At 64.4% G+C, this 21645-nt stretch carries 21 protein-coding genes; 11 read left to right on the top strand and 10 right to left on the bottom strand.

The features are described 5' to 3' along the window. Positions 1-20 precede the first annotated feature (20 nt). Positions 21-692 (bottom strand): tetratricopeptide repeat protein, encoded by a 672-nt coding sequence (locus tag HHL25_RS01960; protein ID WP_169586741.1) that lies wholly within the window; start codon positions 690-692, stop codon positions 21-23. Positions 693-800: 108 nt separating this feature from the next. Then, positions 801-1379, bottom strand: a complete 579-nt coding sequence (locus HHL25_RS01955; protein WP_169586739.1) for an NnrU family protein — start codon at positions 1377-1379, stop codon at positions 801-803. A 127-nt stretch (positions 1380-1506) separates the two neighbouring features. On the opposite strand from HHL25_RS01955, the gene HHL25_RS01950 reads away from it, so the two are divergent. Next, positions 1507-2499: a polysaccharide deacetylase family protein gene (locus tag HHL25_RS01950; RefSeq protein WP_169586737.1), complete on the top strand. Its 993-nt coding sequence runs from the start codon at positions 1507-1509 to the stop codon at positions 2497-2499. 395 nt (positions 2500-2894) lie between these two features. On the opposite strand, the gene bacA is transcribed toward HHL25_RS01950, so the two are convergent. After that, on the bottom strand, positions 2895-4157 hold the full coding sequence (gene bacA, locus HHL25_RS01945; RefSeq protein ID WP_169586735.1) for a bacteroid development protein BacA: 1263 nt from the start codon (positions 4155-4157) through the stop codon (positions 2895-2897). Positions 4158-4323: 166 nt separating this feature from the next. Further along, the gene (locus tag HHL25_RS01940) at positions 4324-5493 is read right to left on the bottom strand and encodes a YbfB/YjiJ family MFS transporter (protein ID WP_169586733.1); all 1170 of its coding nucleotides are present in this window, start codon (positions 5491-5493) and stop codon (positions 4324-4326) included. 172 nt (positions 5494-5665) lie between these two features. Here HHL25_RS01940 and HHL25_RS01935 point away from each other — a divergent pair, with 172 nt between their 5' ends. Then, the gene (locus HHL25_RS01935) at positions 5666-5896 is read left to right on the top strand and encodes a hypothetical protein (RefSeq protein ID WP_169586731.1); all 231 of its coding nucleotides are present in this window, start codon (positions 5666-5668) and stop codon (positions 5894-5896) included. Positions 5897-5936: 40 nt separating this feature from the next. On the opposite strand, the gene map is transcribed toward HHL25_RS01935, so the two are convergent. After that, entirely contained in the window at positions 5937-6686 is a 750-nt protein-coding gene (map, locus tag HHL25_RS01930) for a type I methionyl aminopeptidase (protein WP_169586729.1), read from the bottom strand. 56 nt (positions 6687-6742) lie between these two features. Continuing rightward, complete coding sequence (locus HHL25_RS01925; protein ID WP_169586728.1) at positions 6743-7789, bottom strand: LLM class flavin-dependent oxidoreductase; 1047 nt, start codon at positions 7787-7789, stop codon at positions 6743-6745. A gap of 244 nt (positions 7790-8033) precedes the next feature. On the opposite strand from HHL25_RS01925, the gene HHL25_RS01920 reads away from it, so the two are divergent. The 4 genes from HHL25_RS01920 (at position 8034) to xdhC (ending at position 14084) form a co-directional block, all read left to right on the top strand. Beyond that, complete coding sequence (locus tag HHL25_RS01920; RefSeq protein WP_169586726.1) at positions 8034-8807, top strand: 3-hydroxybutyrate dehydrogenase; 774 nt, start codon at positions 8034-8036, stop codon at positions 8805-8807. A 32-nt stretch (positions 8808-8839) separates the two neighbouring features. Beyond that, positions 8840-10309, top strand: a complete 1470-nt coding sequence (xdhA, locus tag HHL25_RS01915; protein ID WP_169586724.1) for a xanthine dehydrogenase small subunit — start codon at positions 8840-8842, stop codon at positions 10307-10309. 261 nt (positions 10310-10570) lie between these two features. Then, a complete protein-coding gene (xdhB, locus tag HHL25_RS01910; RefSeq protein ID WP_169586722.1) occupies positions 10571-12907 on the top strand; it encodes a xanthine dehydrogenase molybdopterin binding subunit in 2337 nt (778 codons plus the stop codon). A gap of 352 nt (positions 12908-13259) precedes the next feature. After that, positions 13260-14084, top strand: a complete 825-nt coding sequence (xdhC, locus tag HHL25_RS01905; RefSeq protein ID WP_169586720.1) for a xanthine dehydrogenase accessory protein XdhC — start codon at positions 13260-13262, stop codon at positions 14082-14084. Positions 14085-14415: 331 nt separating this feature from the next. On the opposite strand, the gene HHL25_RS01900 is transcribed toward xdhC, so the two are convergent. Next, positions 14416-14646 carry a hypothetical protein gene (locus HHL25_RS01900; protein ID WP_169586719.1) on the bottom strand — a complete coding sequence of 77 codons (231 nt, stop codon included), beginning with the start codon at positions 14644-14646 and terminating at the stop codon, positions 14416-14418. A 111-nt stretch (positions 14647-14757) separates the two neighbouring features. Between HHL25_RS01900 and HHL25_RS01895 the strand changes: the two genes are divergently transcribed. The 5 genes from HHL25_RS01895 (at position 14758) to HHL25_RS01875 (ending at position 19998) form a co-directional block, all read left to right on the top strand. Then, the gene (locus HHL25_RS01895) at positions 14758-15675 is read left to right on the top strand and encodes a LysR substrate-binding domain-containing protein (protein ID WP_169586716.1); all 918 of its coding nucleotides are present in this window, start codon (positions 14758-14760) and stop codon (positions 15673-15675) included. Between the two features lie 124 nt (positions 15676-15799). Further along, the gene (gene puuD, locus HHL25_RS01890) at positions 15800-17035 is read left to right on the top strand and encodes a urate hydroxylase PuuD (protein WP_169586714.1); all 1236 of its coding nucleotides are present in this window, start codon (positions 15800-15802) and stop codon (positions 17033-17035) included. Next, entirely contained in the window at positions 17032-18339 is a 1308-nt protein-coding gene (gene guaD / locus HHL25_RS01885) for a guanine deaminase (protein WP_169586712.1), read from the top strand. The genes puuD and guaD overlap by 4 nt, the downstream gene beginning before the upstream one ends. A gap of 28 nt (positions 18340-18367) precedes the next feature. Beyond that, positions 18368-18808, top strand: coding sequence for a potassium channel family protein (locus HHL25_RS01880; RefSeq protein ID WP_315853007.1), 441 nt, complete (start codon positions 18368-18370; stop codon positions 18806-18808). A 38-nt stretch (positions 18809-18846) separates the two neighbouring features. Continuing rightward, a complete protein-coding gene (locus HHL25_RS01875) occupies positions 18847-19998 on the top strand; it encodes an alpha-hydroxy acid oxidase (protein WP_169586710.1) in 1152 nt (383 codons plus the stop codon). Between the two features lie 43 nt (positions 19999-20041). Here HHL25_RS01875 and HHL25_RS01870 read toward each other — a convergent pair whose 3' ends face one another. Genes HHL25_RS01870 through HHL25_RS01860 form a run of 3 tightly spaced genes read right to left on the bottom strand, consistent with a single transcriptional unit; the run spans position 20042 to position 21641 of the window. After that, the gene (locus HHL25_RS01870) at positions 20042-20779 is read right to left on the bottom strand and encodes a metallophosphoesterase family protein (RefSeq protein ID WP_169589520.1); all 738 of its coding nucleotides are present in this window, start codon (positions 20777-20779) and stop codon (positions 20042-20044) included. Between the two features lie 8 nt (positions 20780-20787). Continuing rightward, positions 20788-21144 (bottom strand): hydroxyisourate hydrolase, encoded by a 357-nt coding sequence (gene uraH / locus HHL25_RS01865; RefSeq protein ID WP_169586708.1) that lies wholly within the window; start codon positions 21142-21144, stop codon positions 20788-20790. Continuing rightward, positions 21141-21641, bottom strand: coding sequence for an ureidoglycolate lyase (locus HHL25_RS01860; protein WP_169586706.1), 501 nt, complete (start codon positions 21639-21641; stop codon positions 21141-21143). The genes uraH and HHL25_RS01860 overlap by 4 nt, the downstream gene beginning before the upstream one ends. Positions 21642-21645: the final 4 nt, after the last annotated feature.

Raw genomic sequence — 21645 nt, 5'->3', positions numbered from 1 at the left:
TGGCGTTGCCGCCGTGCTGCTTAAGACGCCTTGCCGGACGCCGTGATATTGTCGAGCATCATGCGGGCACGGCTCGCGACATTGCGCGGCGTCTCGGCGTCTTCTGCGATCTGCTCGAACCATTCGCGCGCCTTTGCCATGTCGCCGGCCTTGTAGGCGGCAAGGCCGAGCGCCTCGCGGGCGGCATGACGCATCGCGTCGCGCGGCGTCGCCATGGCTTCGACCTCGGCCGAAACCTGCTCGTAGGTACCGTGGTCGATCAGCAACCAGGCGGCCCGCATGCGGGCAAGGTCACGGATCACGGCCGGAACGGAATTGTCCTTGCCGACCTCGGTGAAGGCCTTGATCGCGGCGGCCGGATCGCCCTTTTCGGCTTCGACGGTCGCCGAGCGCATGCGCGCCAGCACCGAATAGGCGCCATAACCGTCCTTTTCGAGGGCTGCGAGCGCGGCCTTCGCCTCGTCGGCCTTGCCCTCGTTGGCGAGCGTCAGCGCAGCGAGGAACTTGTCGCCGGCACTCGACGACTGCCCTTCGTGCCAGTATTCATAGCCGCGATAGCCGGCGGTGCCGAACACGATCAGCACGGCAACCGCGATGACGACGCGGCCGTAACGCTTCCACGCATTGCGGAACTGGTCGGAGCGCAACTCCTCATTGACTTCGCGAATAAAGCTGTCGTTGTTGTCAACCATGAATGCTTCCGGACCGGCCGGCCTTTCGATGCGTCTTTGATGCGTGAGCGGCCTTCTACCCGATTTTTCCCCGCTTGTAAGGGGAAAACCGCGAGAAGACGCGTTGGTTTACATGGCGAGCGGCGCCACGCCGATCAAAAGCGTGTGCAGCTTGAAGATGAAGAGCGCCCAGACCACCGCACCGCCGACGACGGCCATGAGGTCGTATTTCGCCGAAACGAAGGGTCGGGCAACAAGCGCACCCGCACGCTGGCGACGTTTCAGCGCGATGCGCACGATGACGCCCCATGCGAGGAACGAGCCGAACAGCAGGATCGATGCCAGGTCGCCATTGGCGAGAAGATGCGACAGCGCCCAGATCTTCACCGAAAGCACCATCGGGTGCTTGGTCTTCGTCGCGATGTGGCCCGCCGGAAGAAGGCCCGCCACCAGACAGATCGACGCGATGAGCATCAACGTCACCGTGAGATGCGCCATGCCGGCCGGCGGGAACCAGATATCGACGACCGGCGCCTGACGCCAGCCATAGATCAGGACCACCAGCGACACGATGCTCGCAACGCTGTGGACGCCCTTCCAACCGTTTTCGCCGAAACGCGCGACCATCGAACTGCGGAAACCCGGTGCAACGACGCGGATCATGTGCGTACCGATGAAGAGCACGATGCCTAGGAGAAGAATTGTCATGCGGCGGGACCCCGATTGAGACTGTGGTCTTCTGGCATAATGGCCCCGGAACGGAAATTCCAGTCCGTTCAAAGCTTCGCCGCATTTCGCTGACAGAAAACCCGCTTGATTTTTTCCAGGTTTTCCGATGACGCGTCCGCTTCTCCTTGCCGCCCTTTCCCTCCTTCTGACCCAGCCGGCGCTGGCCGACCCGCCGCGCCCGCACGAGGTCAAGCCGAAGCAGTTGCTGATCGTCTCCTTCGACGGCGCCGCCGACAACGCGCTGTGGACGAAGAGCCGCGACATCGCCCGGCGAACCGGCGCCCGTTTCACCTATTTCCTCTCCTGCACGACGCTGATCCCCAAGGCCGCCGCCAAGGGTTACAAGGCGCCCGGGATGAAGGCCGGCCGCTCGAACATCGGCTTTCCCCCGACCGTGGAGGACGTGGCCACCCGCCTCGACAACATCTGGGCGGCCCACCAGGAGGGCCACGAGATCGCCAGCCATGCCTGCGGCCATTTTGACGGCAAGGACTGGTCGAAGGCCGACTGGCTCGCCGAGTTCACCACCTTCGACAGCGTGCTTGCCGATGCATGGAAGGCGAACGGTCTTCAGGACCGGGAACCGGCCGGCTGGGCGGACTTTGCCGCAAACGGCGTGACCGGTTTTCGCGCGCCCTATCTCTCGGCGCCCGACAGCCTCGTCGAGGCGGAAAAGGCCCATGGTTTTGCCTATGACGCGAGCCTCGTCACGCGCGGCCCGATGCTGCCGGAACAGGACGGCAAGCTCGTGCGCTTCGGCCTGCCGCTGATCCCGGAAGGACCGCAAAACCGGCGGATCATCGGCATGGACTACAATCTCTTCATCCGCCATTCCGCCGGCATCGACAATCCGTCGCGCACCAGGGAATTCGAGGCCCGCACCTATGCCGCCTTCCGGGCTGCCTTCGAGGCCGAGTACAACGGCGACCGGATCCCGCTCCAGATCGGCCTGCATTTCGTCGAGATGAATGCCGGCGCCTACTGGCGGGCGATGGAACGGCTGGTGACGGATGTCTGCCAACGCCCGGACGTCGCTTGCGTCGGCTATGCGGAGGCGAATGCCCTCCTCGCAGAGCAATCGGCCGGGCAGCGCTCCTGAGACGACAAAACCCGGAAAAGCGGCGCGGGGACATTTTTCGCCCGCCCCGGATTTTTCCCGTCGCCCGATCAGCAACTTGGCCGAAAGCGATCGACCGCAACATCCCCGCAGGCGGCCTTCGACCTATCCTGAACGGGTCATCGGACAGGACACCGGGTCGCGAACCGGCTTCCTCCTCCGCTTCGAGGCCCGGTGCCGGTGACGGTCGTGGCGGGACAGGTCTTGCGGAAAACCGACGATCCTCCGCAGGCCGCAAAGGCTCCCGCAACGACCGGGGCAGGCGAATGCCTGATACCACCCATTGAACGCAACCCGCCTGCCCCGCTCCTTCAGAATGAAAAACCGCGCCGGATTTCTCCGGCGCGGCTCGAAATGCTGCCTGACGGCCGGCGGGATCAGTCCTGGCTGACCAGCTCGCCATGCTCGGCCAGGTATTCCTGGTCGATTTCCGGCAGCGGCTCGTCGTCGATCGCCGCCTCGAAGGCGCGCAGACGCTTGTAGATCGACAACAGCTCGACGATCGTCGTCCACGAATTGACGAGATACTGGAAGGAACTGCGCACCTGGTCGAACACGTTGTTGATCTGCGTCATCAGGCCGAGCGTCAGCTTGCCGGCAACGATCGACGGCACCAGCACGATCAGGCTGAACAGGTTGTCCGCCTGAAGGTAGAAGATGCGCGCGACGTTGAAATACATGTAGTGGAAGTAGAGCCGGAAATAGTTGCGGCGGACATTGTCGTAGAGTTCGGCAACCGTCAGCGGCTTGGCCCGGTTGGGGTCGTCCTCGCCGTAGACCAGTTCCTTGCGGTAGGAGGCCTCGACCCGCTGGTTGCGGAACTCCAGCCCCGGCAGCTTGATCCCGACGACCGCCAGGAACACGGTGCCGAACACCGACCAGAAGATCGCCGCCCACACGAGCGCATGGGGAACGTCGCCGATCAGCGGCAGCTCGGTGATGGTGGCGCCGAGCTTGAACAGAACCGGCAGGAAGGCGATCAGCGTCATCACCGACGAGACGAGATTGACCCCGAGCGCCTCGACCGTGGACGAGAAGCGCATCGTGTCTTCCTGCACACGCTGCGAGGCACCTTCGATGAAGCGCAGCTTCGGCCAGTGCTCCATGTAGTATTCGTTCATCGCGGTCCGCCAGCGGAAGATCCAGTGGCTGACGAAGAAGCGGCTGAGCACGCCGATGGTGATGGCGACGAAGGCGATCCCGGCAAAACCCAGCATGCCCATATAGAGCTGGGCCGCGGTGACCGACCCTTTTTCCGAAAGGGCCTTCTGGATCATGTCGTAGAAGGGACCGTACCAGGCATTGATCGCCACCGAGACCTGGACGTTGAAATAGGTGGTGAAGATGATCAGCGCGCTGCCCAGCACCGACCACATCTGCCAGCGATGCGGGCTGACGATGAACCAGAACGCACTGAAGGCCAGCACGACGATGGTGTAGAAGATGTAGAACCACAGAAACGGCGTCGACCAGAAGATCGACACGCCGATCGGCGGCTCCTGGCCTTCTGCGAGCGGCGGCAGGCCAATCAGCGCGCCCCAATTGGCGGCGCCGGCATACCAGATCAGAATCGCGGCAAGGGACCAGAGAGCTGCGGACGTGAAGAACAGTCGCGGCTTGGGGAAGAAAGACTTGAACACGGGGATAGCTACTTTCTCGGCGGGGGACGGAAGGGCCTTGGAAACCCGGTCTTTGGGCCGAAACTAGGGCAGAAAAAAGCACCCAGCAATGCCATCAACCGATTGTGACGGTTTTGGTCCGTGTCAATTCACAGGTTCGAATGAAACCATGAGGCTCTGTCCGACCTCAGGGCAGCCGTCGGGCGACCGGCAGGATGAGGAGCGCGCCGGAAAACAGTACGGCCGCCGCGACCAGGCTCGGCACGGTGAAGCCGCCCGTGCGTTCGGCCAGCACGCCGGCAATCAGCGGCCCGAGGCTCTGGCCGATTCCGAAGGCGGCCGTCATGAAGGCCAGCGCCCGGCGCGGGCTCTCAGGCGACAGGGCCCGTCCCAACCGCAAGCCGTAGGCCGTGATGATCATGAAGGTCAGCCCGAGCAGCGCGCCGCCGACAAGCGGCGCCGCCGGTGACGGAAGGACGACGGAGGCCAGCACCCCGGCGGCCTCGATCGTGAGCGCGGCGAGATAGGCACCGCCGAGGCCCAGACGGTGCATCACCGGCCGCCACAGGAAGAGCGAGGCGGCGGCCGCAGAGCCGGCGACGAACCAGGTGAGGAACTCGATCGCCGCGCCCGCCGAACTCATGCGCGCCATGGTGACGATGAAGGTCGCAGTCACCACATAGCCGAGACCGAAGAGGCCGTAGGACGCCGTGACGAGCACCACCGGCAGGCGGAAGACCAGCGGCGGCTCGCTCGACGACGGGTTTTGATGCGCCGGCGCCGCCGGCAGCAGCCAGGCGACGACCGCGAAGGAAAAGAGGCTCACGCCGGCGCCGACGAACCAGTCCATGCGCCAGCCGAGCCCGGCGGCGCCGACCACGAGCACCATCAGCGAAGAGGCGGCAATCCCGATGCCGACACCGGAGAAATGCGCCGACTGCACCGCCTCGCTGCCGGCGCGCGCGGCATGGCCGAGCACGATCGAGGTGATGAAGATCATAGAGAAGGCGCTCGCCAGCCCGGCGAGGAAACGCAGGATGACGAAGCCCGTCACCGAGCCGGCAAACCCCATGCCGGCGAGAAGTACGGCGCTGAGGAACAGCGACAGGAGCCCGACGCCCCGTTCGCGGCCCGCCGCCCAGCCATGACCGCCGACGATCGCACCGGCCAGATAACCGGCAAAATTCGCCGCCGCGATCAGCCCTGCATCGGCCGAGGAAAGACCGAGATCGCCCATCATGCCGGGCAGGATGGGCGTGAAGGAGAAGCGGCCGAACCCCATCGCGGCCGCCATGGCAAGGCCTCCGGCAATCGCGGTGGACAGGAGATGAGGGTCGGAGCGTATCGGTGCTGGCATGGCGGCGCTTATCGCATCGCAGCATCAAACCGGCAAACCACAAAATCTGATCGCCGGTTTCACGGACTGAAATGGATCACGCCGCGCCGTCGTAACACCCCCATGGCAAGCTGCAGCTTGCCCCGGCCGCAAAAATCGCTAGTGGAGGGCAAACGATTTGAAGGAGTACCTCATGAGCGACCTCACCCTGAGCCAGGCCATCGACAACGTCTATGCCTCGCTCAACAACGACAACGAAGAGATCGACCTCCACATCGCGGCTCTCAAGGCGGCGATGGCCCGCGAAGGCGTGAAGGAAGCGATGTTCGAGCCTTCGAAGCTCTTCCAGTCCAACCGCCAGGGCCGCAAGATCATGCAGTCCTATTTCAAGAAGCGCGGCGTGACGGTGGCCTTCTCCGCCTGAGACCGGCCGGCGCCCCATCGGGCGCCGCTGTCTCGCAGCCTCAGTCGATGAGCGTCAGGACGATCGGGCCGTTCTTCGTGACGACGATGGTGTGTTCGAACTGCACGGTCGGCGCCTTGGGCTCGCTGTAGAGCGTCCACGGGTCGTCGCCGTCCTCGGCCCACAGGCCGCCGAGCGAGAGGAAGGGTTCGATGGTGAAAACCAGCCCCTCCTCCATGATCCGCGTCTCGTCGGGATCCGGCCAGGTGGAAAGCTCCTTCGGCTCCTCGTGCAGCGAGTGGCCGATGCCGTGGCTCGCGAGATTCTGGATCAGCGTGTAGCGGTTCTTCTTGGCAAAGGTGCCGATCGCATTGCCGATATTGGCCATCGGCTGGCCGGTGCGCACCTGGTTCAAACCCACCCACAGCGCCCGCTTGCCGTCGCGGCAGAGCTTCTCGATCTTCGGCTTGACCGGGGGCACGATGAACGAGGCACCCGTATCGCCGAACAGGCCGTTCTTCACGCCCGAGACGTCGATATTGACGAGATCGCCGGCCGCGATTTTGCGGTCGCCGGGAATGCCGTGCGCCACTTCCTCGTTGACGCTGATGCAGGTGGCACCGGGGAACTGATAGCAGAACTCCGGCGCCGATTGCGCGCCGGCGTCTTCCAGCACCTTGCGGCCGATCAGGTCGAGCTCGCGCGTGGTAATCCCCGGTTCGAGCGCCGCCCCCATGACCTTGACCGCCGTCGCACAAAGCCGGCCGATCTCCTTCAGCCCGTTGAGGTCATCTTCGCTCGAAACAATCATCTGCCGCCCGCCGGGCCTTGCGCCCGCTTCCAGTTTGGTCTTTTCGGATGCGGTGCTTACGCCCCCGCTTCCGACGGGGTCAACGCCTTTCTGACCAGCGGCGCCACTTTTGTGCCGTAGAGCTCGATGCCGCGCATGATGTCGCGATGTGGCATCGGCCCGATCGCCATCTGCAGCAGGAAACGGTCATTGCCGAAGATCTTGTGGCTGGCGACGATCTTCTCAGCGACCGTTTCCGGATCGCCGACGAAGAGCGCTCCGCGCGGACCGCGCGACGCGTCGAAATGGCCGCGATTGGTCGGTCCCCAGCCACGCTCGCGGCCGATCCGGTTCATCACGGTCGCCTGCGGCTCGTAGAAGATGTCGGCCGCGCTCTCGTTCGTGTCGGCAATGAAGCCGTGCACGTTGATCGAGGTTTTCAGCAGCTTGGGGTCGACGCCCGCCTTGGCGCCGCTCTGGCGGTAGAGATCGAAGAGCGGGGCGAAACGGTGCGGCTCGCCGCCGATGATGGCAAGCGCCAGCGGCAGGCCGAGATAGCCGGCACGCGCCGCCGACTGCGGCGTGCCACCGATCGCGATCCACAAGGGCAGCGGATCCTGCAACGGTCGCGGATAGACGCCGCGCCCGGCGATGGCCTTGCGCGTCTCGCCTTCCCAGGTCACCACCTCGTTCTCGCGGATCTCCATGAGCAGCTGCAGCTTTTCCGCAAACAGTAGATCGTAGTCGTCGAGGTCGTAGCCGAACAGCGGAAAACTCTCGATGAAGGAACCGCGCCCGGCCATGATCTCGACGCGGCCGTTGGACAGGAGGTCGACGGTCGCGAACTGCTGGAAGACCCGGACAGGATCGTCGGAGGAGAGAACCGTCACCGCGCTCGACAGACGGATGTTCTTCGTCTTCACCGCCGCCGCGGCAAGAATGGTCGCGGGCGAGGACGCCATGTAGTCGGGCCGGTGATGTTCACCGAGCCCGAACACTTCGAGCCCGACCTCGTCGGCCAGCTGGATTTCTTCGAGCAAGTCGTCGAGCCGGCGCTTCGCCTCGGCCCCCTTGTCGGCAGCATTCGGATCGACATCCGCAAAAGTGTAAAGCCCGAGTTCCATATCTGTCTTGTCTCCCTGAAACGTTGCAAACAGATAGCGATGCAAAGCACCGGCGGCAAATACCGGAAACGATGACGCAGTGTTCGGCATTCTCCACGCAAGCGGCGTCGGAGTCCGACAATGCCGAAATGGCAACACCCTGCTCGCCAAAAACCGGATTGCCAGCATCCGCAGTTTGCGCATAACCTTCGACGATCTATTGCGGCGCAACAGAACGCCGGCGTCTTTCGGGAGAGATTTCAGGATGAACAGAACCGTCGTCGTCACCGGATCGACCAGCGGCATCGGACTGGCGATTGCCAGGGCGTTTGCCGCCCATGGCGACAATGTCGTGATCAACGGTTTCGGCGATGCCGGCGAGATCGAGGCGATCCGCCAGAGCCTGGAAGTGACCGGCAGCCGCGCGATCTATCACGGCGCCGACATGTCGAAGCCGGACGAGATCGAGGACCTGATGACGACCGCCGCCCGCGAATTCGGCATGGTCGACGTTCTCGTCAACAATGCCGGTATCCAGCATGTTTCGGCGGTCGAGGACTTCCCGCCGGAAAAGTGGGACCAGATCATCGCCATCAATCTGTCCAGTTCCTTCCATACCATTCGCCATGCCGTCCCCGCGATGAAGGAAAAGAAGGCGGGTCGCATCATCAACGTCGCCTCGGCCCACGGCCTGATCGCCTCCCCCTTCAAGAGCGCCTATGTGGCGGCCAAGCACGGCATCATGGGGCTGACCAAGAGCGTCGCGCTCGAACTTGCCGAATCGGGCGTGACGGTGAATGCGATCTGCCCGGGTTATGTGCTGACACCGCTCGTCGAGAAGCAGATCCCCGACACCGCCAGGGCGCGCGGGATCACCGAGGCGCAGGTGAAATCCGAGGTCATGCTGAAGTTCCAGCCGACCAAGGAATTCGTCGCCGTGGAGGAAGTGGCTGCAGTGGCGATCTTCCTCGCCAGCGACGCGGCCAAGCAGATCACCGGCACGCACATCTCGATCGACGGCGGCTGGACCGCTCAATAAAACCGGCCCGCAGGCCTAAGAGAAGACGATCCATGACCGATTGCATCCGTTTCGTCCTGAACGGCGAGGACATCGCCCTCCAAAGCGTGGATCCCACGGAAACGCTTCTGGATTTCCTCAGGCTGAAACGTCGGCTGACCGGCACCAAGGAAGGCTGCGCCGAAGGCGATTGCGGCGCCTGCACCGTGCTCGTCGGGCGGCTCGACGCCGGCCACCTGACCTACGAGACGGTCAATGCCTGCATCCGTTTCCTCGGCTCGCTCAACGCCACCCATGTCGTGACGGTCGAACACCTCGCCGGTGAAGGCGGCAATCTTCATCCGGTCCAGCAGGCCATGGTCGACTGTCACGGCTCGCAATGCGGTTTCTGCACGCCGGGTTTCGTGATGTCGCTCTACGGCCTGTGGCTCTCCAACGACCATCCGTCCCGCGCCGAGATCGAACGGGCGCTTCAGGGCAATCTCTGTCGCTGCACCGGCTACGAGCCGATCGTCAAGGCGGCCGAACAGGTGTCCCGCACCCGTCCGAGCGCACTTTTCGATCCGCTCGAACGCGACCGCGCCAACATCATGGCAAGGCTGTGGAACCTGCAGCCCACCGAGACGATCACCGTCTCGAAAGGCGGGCGTCGCCTCGTCGTGCCGGCCTCGCTGACCGCCCTTGCCGACGTCCTCGCGAGCGAACCCGGCGCCACGATCGTCGCCGGCGCCACCGATGTCGGGCTGTGGGTCACCAAACAGATGCGCGAACTCGATCCGGTCGTCTTCATCAACCACCTCACGGATCTGCAGCATGTCGTCACCGACGAACGGGCGATCACGCTCGGCGCCGGGGTGAGCTATTCCAGGGCCTTCGACACGCTGCGCTCTGAAATCCCCGCCTTCGGCCGGCTGATCGAGCGGATCGGCGGCCAGCAGGTGCGCAACATGGGCACGATCGGCGGCAACATCGCCAACGGCTCGCCGATCGGCGACACGCCGCCGGCGCTGATCGCGCTGGACGCGACGATCCGCCTTCGCTCCACCGCCGGCGGCCGGGAGATCGCGCTCGAGGATTTCTTCATCGATTACGGCAAGCAGGACCGCCGCGCCGGCGAATTCGTCGAATCGATCCGTATTCCAAGGCCGGAGCCCGGCAGTCATTTTGCCGTCTACAAGATCTCCAAGCGCCGCGACGAGGACATCTCGGCGCTTTGCGGCGCCTTCCATCTGACGCTCGGCGACGACAACACGGTTGCCCGCATCCGCATCGCCTTCGGCGGCATGGCCGGCACGCCGAAGCGCGCCCGTGCCGTCGAGGCGGCACTCATCGGCAAGCCCTGGACCGAGGCGACCATCGCCACCGCCCGCGGCGCATTCGACGAGGCCTACAAGCCCCTCACCGACTGGCGCGCCACGGCGGAATATCGCAGCCTGACCGCCAGGAACCTGCTCACCCGATTCTTCCTGGAAACCACCGGGACCCCGCAGGAACTGCACCGCTTTGCGACGGAGGAGGCGTGATGATGCAGGGATACCCCCCTCTGTCGGCTACGCCGACATCTCCCCCTCAAGGGGGGAGATCGACCGCCGCCCTCGGTGCCAGCTTCGACATGAATATCGCAGCTTTGGTGATCAGGAAGCGCAGACCGTTCGCTGAAAACCACAAAACGAATTCTCGACATCAAGTGATTGTCGGGGCGCCGGCCGCGCATCGATCTCCCCCCTTGAGGGGGAGATGCCCGGCAGGGCAGAGGGGGGTAGCCCCGCACGGAGACCTCTCCCATGCATAAGCCGACCTACGAGACCTACAAATATGTCAGCGGCCCGATGCACCAGCCGCTCAAGCATGATTCGGCACACAAGCATGTCGCCGGAAGTGCCGAATATATCGACGACATTCCTGAACCCGCAGGCCTTCTCCACGGCGCGCTCGGCATGTCGGACCGGGCGCACGCGGAAATCCTTTCGGTCGACCTGTCGGCCGTGAAAACCTATCCCGGCGTCGTTGCGGTGTTGACGGCCGACGACGTGCCGGGGGTCAACGACGTCTCCTCCGGCGGTCGCCATGACGAACCGCTGCTCGCAAAGGACAAGGTGGAGTTTAACGGCCAGCCGGTCTTTGCCGTGATTGCCGAAACCCGCGACGCTGCCCGCCGCGCCGCCCGGATGGCGAAGATCGAATATCGCGACCTGCCCTTCTGGACCGACGTCGATGCCGCCCTCGAAAACGACGCCCCGCTCGTCACGCCCGGCATGGTGCTCAAACGCGGCGAGCCGGAGACCGAACTCGACAAGGCCGAGCATCGCCTCAAGGGCACGATGCAGATCGGCGGCCAGGAGCATTTCTACCTGGAAAGCCACATCGCGCTCGCCATCCCCGGCGAAGACGACGAGGTGACCGTTTGGTCCTCGACCCAGCATCCCTCCGAGATCCAGCATATCGTCGGCCACGTGCTCGACATTTCGTCCAACGCGATCACCGTCAATGTACGGCGCATGGGCGGCGGCTTCGGCGGCAAGGAGACCCAGGGCAACCAGTTTGCGGCGCTCGCCGCGCTTGCCGCCAAGAAGCTCAACCGGGCCGTCAAGTTCCGCCCCGACCGGGACGAGGACATGGCGCTGACCGGCAAGCGCCACGACTTCCGCATGGACTTCGACGTCGCCTACGACGGTGACGGCCGCATCCACGCGCTGACCGCGAATTTTGCCGCGCGCTGCGGCTATTCGGCCGACCTTTCCGGACCGGTGACCGACCGCGCCCTCTTCCATGCCGACTCGAGCTACTTCTACCCGCATGTGAAGCTGACCTCGCAGCCCTTGAAGACGCATACGGTTTCCAACACCGCGTTTCGCGGCTTCGGCGGCCCGCAGGGCATGCTCGGCGGCGAGCGCATCATCGAGGAGATCGCCTACCAGCTGGGCAAGGACCCGCTCGATATCCGCAAGGCGAATTTCTATGGCGATATCGGCTCCGGCCGCAATGTCACGCCCTATCACCAGACGATCGAGGACAACATCATCACCCGCGTCGTCGAGGAACTGGAAACCTCCTGCGACTACCAGGCGCGCCGCCGCGCCATCATAGAATTCAACAAGACGAGCCCGGTGATCCGCAAGGGCATCGCGCTGACCCCGGTGAAATTCGGCATCTCCTTCACCATGACCGCCTTCAACCAAGCCGGTGCGCTGGTCCATGTCTATCAGGACGGCTCGATCCACCTCAATCACGGCGGCACCGAGATGGGCCAGGGCCTCTACACCAAGGTCGCCCAGGTGATTGCCGACAGCTTCCAGGTCGACGTCGAGCGGGTGAAGATCACCGCAACGACGACGGCCAAGGTGCCGAACACCTCGGCGACAGCCGCCTCCTCCGGCACCGACCTGAACGGCATGGCGGCCTTTGATGCGGCCCGCCAGATCAAGGAGCGCCTCGTCGCGTTTGCGGTCGAACACTTCAAGGTATTGCCGGACGAGGTCGTCTTCCTGCCCAACCGGGTGCGCGTCGGCGCGGAAGAAATCCCCTTCCCCGACTTCGTCCGCAAGGCCTATTTCGCCCGCGTCCAGCTCTCGGCCGCCGGTTTCTACAAGACGCCGAAGATCCATTGGGACCGTGCCGCCGGCCGCGGCACGCCGTTCTATTACTTCGCCTATGGCGCCGCCTGCTCCGAGGTCTCGATCGACACGCTGACCGGCGAATACCTGATGGAGCGCACCGACATTCTCCACGACGTCGGCCGCTCGCTCAATCCTGCGATCGACATCGGCCAGATCGAGGGCGCCTTCGTCCAGGGCATGGGCTGGCTGACGACCGAGGAACTGTGGTGGGACGCCAAGGGGCGGCTGAGGACCCACGCGCCGTCGACCTACAAGATCCCGCTTGCCTCCGACCGGCCGAAGATCTTCAACACGAAGCTCGCCGAGTGGTCGCAAAACGCCGAGCCGACCATCGGCCGGTCCAAGGCCGTCGGCGAACCACCTTTCATGCTGGCGATCTCGGTCCTGGAAGCGCTGTCCATGGCCGTCGCCTCGGTCGCCGACTACCGCCATTGCCCCCGCCTCGACGCGCCGGCGACACCGGAACGCGTGTTGATGGCGGTCGAACGGTTGAAGGGGATGTGATGGAGTCCCCGGCGGATCACGACATGCTGCCCCTCCGGGATTCGGCAGCGCCGTTGTTCATGGCCGCCGCTGCAGATTGCCCCTCATCCGCCTGCCGGCACCTTCTCCCCGTAAACGGGGAGAAGGTCGATTGCCGCCGGCCGACCGCCACGGAAATCCTTTTTGAGACGCCGTGCTTCCGGGCCTACCCAACGGTAAAGTCGGTGACTCGTTTGGCGGTGTCTCGCTGGGCCAAAAGGGCTCATGAACAGGTTCGCGACATCGGCTGCGAAGTGCCGAGGCGTCCGGATCGTCCCTTCTCCCCGTCGGGACGGGGAGAAGGTGCCGGCAGGCGGATGAGGGGCAGCTTCCGATGACGCCCCCCTCCCTTCCCCACTTCCTCGCCGCCCATCCCGACGCCGTGCTGGTCGAGGTCGCCGAGGCGAAAGGCTCGACGCCGCGCGAGGCGGGGGCCTTCATGCTTGTTGCGGCGAACGCCCTTTTCGGCACGATTGGCGGCGGCCATTTGGAATTCATGGCGATCGACCAGGCGCGGCACATGCTGGCCTCCGGCGAACGGCGGGGCTTCCTCGACGTGCCGCTCGGGCCGGAGATCGGCCAATGCTGCGGCGGCCGCACCGGGCTTGCCTTCAACCGCCTCGATCCGGCCGCCCGTCAGGCCCTGATCGACCGGCAGACGGCCATGGAATGCGCCTATCCCGACGTCTTCGTCTTCGGCGCCGGCCATGTCGGTCTGGCGCTCGCCTCCGCCCTTCATCCTTTGCCGGTCAGCGTCACCGTCGTCGAGACCCGCGAGGCGCTCGACGCTGCGCTGCCCGACGGCGTGAAATTCCGCCGCGTCGCCATGCCCGAAGCCGAAATTGCGGCGATCCGGCCGGGCGGAGCCGCCGTCGTCCTCACTCACGACCATGCGCTCGATTTCCTCATCACCCGCGCGGCCCTCGCCCGCCCCGATCTCGCCTATGTCGGCATGATCGGTTCCGCCACCAAGCGCGCCACCTTCGCAAGCTGGCTGAAGCGCGAGGGCGAAGACGCAAGCCTGCTCGACCGGCTCACCCTGCCGATCGGCGGCAGCACCCTGCGCGACAAGCGCCCGCCGGTGATCGCCGCGATGGCCGCGGCGGAGATCTGCGTCAACGTTCTCAATTCTGAACTCGCGAGGAGCGGCGAGGCATGAGAAACGCGACCAGCGGGCAGTCCTCAAAATCGATACTGGCCTGTTAAGGTCTCCTGCAGGGACGAATTCACCCGACGGCAGCCGCAGGCCGAGGCCGTCGAGGCAAAGCCTGCGCAAAAGCCGCTATTCGGAAGCCGCGGCAACGCGGCTGACCGGCCAGCGCGTCGAATCCGCCAAGGCTGCCTTTCGGGCCAAGCCGCAAGGCTGACCGCCGGGCGCCCAGCCGCACGCGCCGGGCACGTGCATGTGGCCCAAATTGAATCTCCGTGTGAAGCGCCGGAATCAAAGCGTCAGAATCACACGTCAACCGACTGTCTTTATTTGACTTTCCTTACAGCGGACCGGAGCGCATCCAGTCGCCGTGGCGCCTTGCCGCGGACCAGTAGGCGTCGTTTCGGTTTAGCGAAGGGCGACCGTCGACGAGACCCAGATCCTCCTTCACACCATCAGGAAGCGTTTCCGACCACATGTCGTCGCGGCCCAGCAGCCGGACGAGGAACCGGTTGATGCCCCGCAGGGAAAGGCCTGGTGCAGGCCACAGATATCTGATCGCGGACACCATGTTGCGTCTCCACTGCCCAATTCGACTTGATCGTTGATGAGATAACAATGCCTACGGTTGCCGGCCGAATCCAATTCAATTACGCTGGCGATCGATAAAGAGGGCTTATCCTTGAAGCTGTCGAAACAGTTTCCTCTCAATGCGCTGCGCGTCTTCGAGGCGGTCGGCCGTCTCGGCAGCTTCACCCGTGCCGGAGAGGAACTGGGCATGACTCAGACCGCCGTGAGCTACCAGATCAAGCTGCTCGAGGAGATGATCGGCGAACTGCTTTTCACCCGCCAGGCTCGCCAGATCGCCCTCACGGAAGTCGGCGAGCGCATGCTGCCGAAGGTCACGGAGGGTTTCGCGCTGCTGCGCGATACCATGGCCCAGGCTGTCCGAAGTGCCGACGAGGTGCTCGAGATCCACTCGGTCCCGACCTTCGCCTCGCACTGGCTCGCCCGCACGCTCGGCACTTTCCAGCTTGCCCATCCCCAGATCGCCGTCCGGCTCCTGCGCGGCAGCAAGCTGACGGATTTCAGCCGCGAGCCGGCGGACGTCGCGATCCGGATCGGCATCGGCCCCTGGCCCGGACTGGCGGCCCATCCGCTGGTCAGGCTCACCTACACGCCGATGCTGAGCCCGAAACTGGCCGAGAGTATCGGCGGGGTGAAGGAACCCGCCGACCTTCTGAAACTGGCCTGGATCAGCGATGACGACGGTCGGTGGAAACTCTGGTTCGAGGCCGCCGGCGTCGGCGTTGCCCCGACCGGTGCCCGCCGGCTGAACGCGCTCGGCGCGCTCGACCTCGAAGCTGGCGCTGCCCTTGCCGGCCATGGCGTCGCGATGCTCAGCCCCTTCTATCTGCAGGAGGAACTGGCAACCGGCCGCCTGATCCAGCCCTTTGCCCTGAGCTGGCTCGACGAGAACAGCTACTGGCTCGTCTATCCCGAGAGCCGTAGGACCCTGCCGAAGGTGCGCAAGTTCCGGGAATGGCTCGAAGCTACGCTGGCACCGGAACGGCTCGCTCAAGGGCTTCAGGCGCAGTAGCGCCATGGCTGGCGGAAACATCGAGAATTTCTCTGGATTGGCCGATCATCCGCCGTCCGGGGCTTCCCTTGACGAAGATTATTTTTAAGACTGGCAGGCCGGGGGGAAGAAAGGGATTTTTCTGATGTACGAATACGCCATTGCCTGGGAATGGCTCTCCTTTGCGGTTCGCTGGCTGCATGTGGTGACCGCCATCGCCTGGATCGGCTCGTCGTTCTATTTCATCGCGCTCGACCTCGGTCTGGTGAAGCGCGACCATCTGCCGGTCGGCGCCTATGGCGAGGAGTGGCAGGTGCATGGCGGCGGCTTCTACCACATCCAGAAATATCTCGTGGCGCCGGCCCAGATGCCGGAGCATCTGACCTGGTTCAAGTGGGAAAGCTACGCCACGTGGCTCTCCGGTTTCGCCATGCTCTGCGTGGTCTATTACGGCGGCGCCGACCTCTTCCTGATCGACCGCCAGGTTCTGGACCTCACCCAGTGGCAGGCCATCGGCCTTTCGCTCGCCTCGCTGGCACTCGGCTGGCTGATCTACGACCAGCTGTGCAAATCGCCGCTCGGCAAGAACATCTGGGCGCTGATGGGCGTGCTCTATCTGGCGCTGATCGCCATGGCCTGGGGCTATACGCAGGTCTTCACCGGCCGCGCCGCCTTCCTGCATCTCGGTGCCTTCACCGCCACGATCATGTCGGCAAACGTCTTCCTGATCATCATCCCGAACCAGAAGATCGTCGTCGCCGACCTGATTGCCGGCCGCACGCCCGACCCGAAATACGGTGTCATTGCCAAGCAGCGCTCGCTGCACAACAACTACCTGACGCTGCCCGTCATCTTCTTCATGCTGTCGAACCACTATCCGCTGGCTTTTGCCACCGCCTATAACTGGGTGATCGCGGCGCTCGTCTTCCTGATGGGCGTCACCATCCGCCACTGGTTCAACACCACCCATGCCCGCAAGGGCCGCCCGCTCTGGACCTGGATCGCGACGACGGTCATCTTCATCGTCATCATGTGGCTCTCGACGGTCCAGAAGGCGCCGGTCGAGGACGAGGTTTCCGTGGCGCCCGCCAACCTCCGCTTCGTCGAGAATGCCCATTTCGAGGCGGCCCGCGACATCGTCATGTCGCGCTGCTCGATGTGCCATGCGGCGGAACCCGTCTGGGAGGGCATCGTCCGCCCGCCGAAGAATGTCCGGCTCGAAACCGATGCCGAGATCGCTGCGCACGCCCGCGAGATCTACATCCAGGCGGGCCGCAGCCATGCCATGCCCCCCGGCAACGTGACCGAGGTCGGGCCGGAGGAGCGCGCCATGCTGGTCGCCTGGTTCGAAAGCGCGGTATCCGGTAAGGCGTCCCAATGACCGCGACCCTCATCCGCGGCCGGCTGCTCTCCTTCCTTCGTGCGCCGGAGGCGATCGACGACACGGGAAGCTATACCTATCTCGCCGACGGCGCCCTGCTCGTCGCCGACGGTCGCATCGCGGCGATGGGCACGCATGACGACGTGAGCGCCGCCGCGCCGCAGGGCACGGTCGAGATCGACCATCGCCCGCACCTGATCCTGCCAGGCCTGATCGACACGCACGTGCATTTCCCCCAGATGCAGGTGATCGGCTCCTATGCGGCCAACCTGCTCGAATGGCTGAACACCTACACCTTCCCCGAGGAATGCCGCTTCGTCGAGAGCGCCCATGCGGAGCGCATCGCCGGCCATTTCTTCGACGAGTTCTTCCGCAACGGCACGACGACCGCGGTCGCCTATTGCTCTGTGCACAAGACGTCCGCCGACGCCTTCTTCGCCGAGAGCTTGCGCCGCGGCAGCCTGATGATCGGCGGCAAGGTGATGATGGACCGCAATGCCCCGCAAGGCCTGCTGGACACGCCTGAGACGGGTTACGACGAAACCCGCCAGGTCATCGCCGACTGGCACGGAAAGGGCCGCAACCACGTCGCCATCACACCCCGCTTTGCCATCACCTCGACGCCGGAACAGATGGCGATGACGCAGGCACTGGCGGAGGAATTCCCCGACCTGCACATTCAGACGCACCTGTCGGAGAACCGCGACGAGATCGACTTCACCTGCTCGCTCTATCCGGAAGCCAAGGACTATACCGACATCTACGCCCGCTATGGCCTGCTCGGAGCCAAGAGCCTGTTCGGCCATGCGATCCACCTGTCGGACCGCGAGGCCGACGCCATGAGCGAAGCGGGCGCGGTCGCCGTGCACTGCCCGACCTCCAACCTGTTTCTCGGTTCCGGCCTCTTCCCGATGAAGTCCTATCAGCGTCGGGAAAAACCGTTGCGGATCGCGGTCGCCACCGACATCGGCGGCGGCTCTAGCTATTCCATGCTGAAGACCTTGGACGAGGCCTACAAGATCCAGCAATTGCTCGGCGAGCGGCTGAACCCGCTGGAGAGCTTCCACCTGATGACCCGCGGCAACGCCGAGGCGCTTTCTCTCGTAGACCGGATCGGCACGCTGGAGCCCGGCACCGACGCCGATTTCGTCGTGCTGAACGCCGCCGCCACCCCGGCCATGCGGCTGCGAATGGAAACCGTCAAATCCCTTGCAGACGAACTGTTTCTGCTGCAAACCTTAGGCGACGACCGGTCGGTCGTTGAAACCTATGTCGCCGGGCGGGCCATGAAGTCTACGGGGTGACGAAAGACGGTCCGGACCCGAACACACTGTGTGGCAACTCCTGCTGAACCTTATTCTCGGCATCCTTCTGATCTCGATGACCGTCGTCATCCACACGTTCGGACTGATGGGCGTGACCCATACGATGGGCTGGATCACCTCGCATGTCCGCCTGCACGGTCACCGAAGCCGCATCCTGGCGATGAACACGGTGGTGATTGGCGTCTTTGCCGTGCTGACCGCCGAGGTCTGGCTGTGGGCGATCTGCTATCGGGCCATCGGCTTCATCGAGGATTTCCCGACCGCGCTCTACTTCGCCACCATCACCTTTTCCACCGTCGGCTATGGCGACGTCATTCCGCACCCGGAATGGCGCATGCTGGCCGCACTCGAGGGGATCAACGGCTTCGTGCTGATCGGCTGGTCCACCGCCTATCTCGTCGCCGCCGGCATGCGCGTCGGCCCCTTCCGTTCCGGTGAGCATTTCTGATGACGCTCTGTCGTTAATTTTCAAAGAGGTCTTTAACCGTGTCCCCCATTCTTGAAATCGCCGACCTGAAGCGGCTGGCGAAGCGCCGCGTGCCGAAACTGTTCTTCGATTATGCCGATAGCGGCTCCTATACCGAGAGCACGTACCGCGCCAACGAGAGCGATTACGCCCGCATCAAGCTGCGCCAGCGCGTGCTCGTCGACATGAGCGGCCGCTCGCTCGAAACGACGATGATCGGCGAGAAGGTCAAGATGCCGGTGGCGCTCGCACCGACAGGCCTCACCGGCATGCAGCACGCCGACGGCGAGATGCTGGCGGCAAAAGCCGCGGAAGAGTTCGGCGTCCCCTTCACGCTCTCCACCATGAGCATATGCTCGATCGAGGACGTGGCCTCCGTCACCCGCAAGCCCTTCTGGTTTCAGCTCTATGTCATGCGCGATCGCGATTTCGTATTGAACCTGATCGAGCGCGCCAAGGCGGCGAAATGCTCGGCCCTGGTGCTCACCGCCGACCTGCAGATCCTCGGCCAGCGCCACAAGGACCTACGCAACGGCCTGTCCGCGCCGCCGAAGCTGACGCCAAAACACCTCTACCAGATGGCGACCCGGCCGCGCTGGTGCTGGAACATGCTCCAGACCAACCGCCGGACCTTCCGCAACATTCACGGCCACGCAAAGAGCGTCACCGACCTCGCCTCGCTCAATGCCTGGACGGTCGAGCAGTTCGATCCGCAGCTGTCGTGGAAGGACGTCGAGTGGATCAAGGAGCGTTGGGGCGGCAAGCTGATCATCAAGGGCATTCTCGACACCGAGGATGCGAAGATGGCGGCCGCGACCGGCGCGGACGCGATCGTCGTTTCCAACCACGGCGGCCGCCAGCTCGACGGCGCCCATTCCTCGATCGCCATGCTGCCGAGGATCGTCGATGCCGTCGGCGACAAGATCGAAGTCCATCTCGACGGCGGCATCCGCTCGGGCCAGGACGTGCTGAAAGCCGTGGCGCTCGGCGCCAGGGGCACCTATATCGGCCGCCCCTTCCTCTACGGCCTCGGCGCCATGGGCAAGCCGGGCGTGACGAAGGCGCTGGAGATCATCGCCAGGGAGATGGACACCACCATGGCGCTTTGCGGCAAGCGCAGCATCTCGGACATCACCGGCGATATCATTGCGGAGAACCCGTTCCGGGTTTGAGGTCTCGCAACCGAAGAGGCGCGGACAGCCGTGCCTCTTCTTCTCAGCCGATCCAGCCCGTCGAAAGCGCGCCCACCCAGTCGGCCATGCCGTGCCGGCGGGCGAGTTCGGCCATAGCGAGATTGTCGTAGCGGACCTGACGGAAGGTCGGCTGCCAGCCGAGCGCCGTCTTTTCCAGGGTCGCATAGGCCGCAAACGGCGTGCCGGCCTGGGCCTTGTGGTAGAAGGGCACGTCGTAGTCGAAGCCCGGGCAGCCGACGCTGCCCGGATTGACGATCAGCCTTCCGTCGGAAAGCTGCACGGATCGGGCAATATGGCTGTGGCCGCACAGGATCAGCGGCTGCTCGATGCCCTTGGCCAGCGCCTCGATCTCCTCGAGCGGCTTCAGATGGAAGATGCCCTGCTCGTTGAGCGTCTCCATCCAGTAGGTGTTGTCGTCCTGAGGCGTGGCGTGGCAGAGATAGACCTCGCCGCGATGGACAGCGCTGAACGGCAGGCCGCGGATCCAGTCGAGCTGGTCGGCGGTCAGCTGCGCATAGGAGGGTCGCTCCCAGTCCCCCATCTCCTCGGGCGGGCGATCAATCAGCGCCCGGTCATGATTGCCCTTGACCGTCACCGCGTCGAGCGGGATCAGCAGATCGGCCGTCCTGCCGGCATCGAGCGGGCCGGAGAAGCTGTCGCCCAGATTGACGATCTCCGAAATGCCCTGCGCGCGGATGTCGGCAAGGACCGCCTCCAGTGCAAGATAGTTCCCGTGCACGTCGGCGATGGCTGCAAACATCTCTGCCATCAGCTGCCCCGATAGGTCGAGTAGCCGTAGGGCGAGAGCAGCAGCGGAACGTGATAGTGGGCGTCGGTGTCGGCGATGCCGAAACGGATCGGGATCACGTCGAGGAACGGCGGCTCGGTCAGCGGCGCGCCCTTCTCCTTCAGATAGTCGCCGGCGTGGAACAGCAGCTCGTACTGGCCGATCTGGAAATCCGCATCCTTGAGGATCGGCCCGCCGTCGACCCGCCCGTCCGCATTCGTGAACACCGTGACGATCAGTTCCGCCTCCTCCCCGCTCATCCGCATCAGCTGGATCTTCATGCCTTCGGCGGGCTTGCCGAGCGCGGTGTCGAGGACATGGGTGGTGAGGCCGGTCATAGATGGGGCTCCAGGATAAGGTAGGGGCTTGCGAAGAAATGTTCTTCGAGATTGTTGCCCGGCCCGTCGCGATCGACAACCAGAAAATCCGACACTTCACCGATTGCCATTAGCGGATGATGCCAGACATTGCGCCGATAGTTCACGCCCTGGTCAGGCCGGGCGAGAAAGACCTGCGGACGGGCGGGTTTGCCGCCCTCGTCCTCAGCCACCGCGACGAGAAAGGGACGTCCCGAGAGCGGCGAAAAACTCTGACTGCCAAGCGGGTGACGTTCCATCATGCCGATCTCGTAAGGGAAGGCGCGCGGCTGTCCGCGGAAGATGTTGACGATCACCCGCGCCCCCTCGCCCACGGCGTCGGGAGAAAAGAGCGCGTGGAACCGCTCGGTCGTGCCGCCGTTGATCAGACGCATGGTGGAAGGATCGGCCTCGATCACCTCGCCGAAGGGCGCGAAGGCGGACGCCGTGAGGTGCTTAACGGTAAGCAGGTCGGACAAGCGG

It is taken from the genome of Rhizobium terricola, from assembly GCF_012927355.1.
GTDB classification, from domain to species: Bacteria; Pseudomonadota; Alphaproteobacteria; order Rhizobiales; family Rhizobiaceae; genus Allorhizobium; species Allorhizobium terricola.
This window is presented reverse-complemented; position numbering and strand designations above follow the sequence as displayed.

Excerpts from the sequence above, each read along its gene's own strand:
- HHL25_RS01960 (WP_169586741.1), bottom strand. The coding sequence starts at position 692 with ATGGTTGACAACAACGACAGCTTTATTCGCGAAGTCAATGAGGAGTTG.
- HHL25_RS01955 (WP_169586739.1), bottom strand. The coding sequence starts at position 1,379 with ATGACAATTCTTCTCCTAGGCATCGTGCTCTTCATCGGTACGCACATG.
- HHL25_RS01950 (WP_169586737.1), top strand. The coding sequence starts at position 1,507 with ATGACGCGTCCGCTTCTCCTTGCCGCCCTTTCCCTCCTTCTGACCCAG.
- HHL25_RS01940 (WP_169586733.1), bottom strand. The coding sequence starts at position 5,493 with ATGCCAGCACCGATACGCTCCGACCCTCATCTCCTGTCCACCGCGATT.
- HHL25_RS01935 (WP_169586731.1), top strand. The coding sequence starts at position 5,666 with ATGAGCGACCTCACCCTGAGCCAGGCCATCGACAACGTCTATGCCTCG.
- map (WP_169586729.1), bottom strand. The coding sequence starts at position 6,686 with ATGATTGTTTCGAGCGAAGATGACCTCAACGGGCTGAAGGAGATCGGC.
- HHL25_RS01925 (WP_169586728.1), bottom strand. The coding sequence starts at position 7,789 with ATGGAACTCGGGCTTTACACTTTTGCGGATGTCGATCCGAATGCTGCC.
- HHL25_RS01920 (WP_169586726.1), top strand. The coding sequence starts at position 8,034 with ATGAACAGAACCGTCGTCGTCACCGGATCGACCAGCGGCATCGGACTG.
- xdhA (WP_169586724.1), top strand. The coding sequence starts at position 8,840 with ATGACCGATTGCATCCGTTTCGTCCTGAACGGCGAGGACATCGCCCTC.
- xdhB (WP_169586722.1), top strand. The coding sequence starts at position 10,571 with ATGCATAAGCCGACCTACGAGACCTACAAATATGTCAGCGGCCCGATG.
- xdhC (WP_169586720.1), top strand. The coding sequence starts at position 13,260 with ATGACGCCCCCCTCCCTTCCCCACTTCCTCGCCGCCCATCCCGACGCC.
- HHL25_RS01900 (WP_169586719.1), bottom strand. The coding sequence starts at position 14,646 with ATGGTGTCCGCGATCAGATATCTGTGGCCTGCACCAGGCCTTTCCCTG.
- puuD (WP_169586714.1), top strand. The coding sequence starts at position 15,800 with ATGTACGAATACGCCATTGCCTGGGAATGGCTCTCCTTTGCGGTTCGC.
- guaD (WP_169586712.1), top strand. The coding sequence starts at position 17,032 with ATGACCGCGACCCTCATCCGCGGCCGGCTGCTCTCCTTCCTTCGTGCG.
- HHL25_RS01870 (WP_169589520.1), bottom strand. The coding sequence starts at position 20,779 with ATGTTTGCAGCCATCGCCGACGTGCACGGGAACTATCTTGCACTGGAG.
- uraH (WP_169586708.1), bottom strand. The coding sequence starts at position 21,144 with ATGACCGGCCTCACCACCCATGTCCTCGACACCGCGCTCGGCAAGCCC.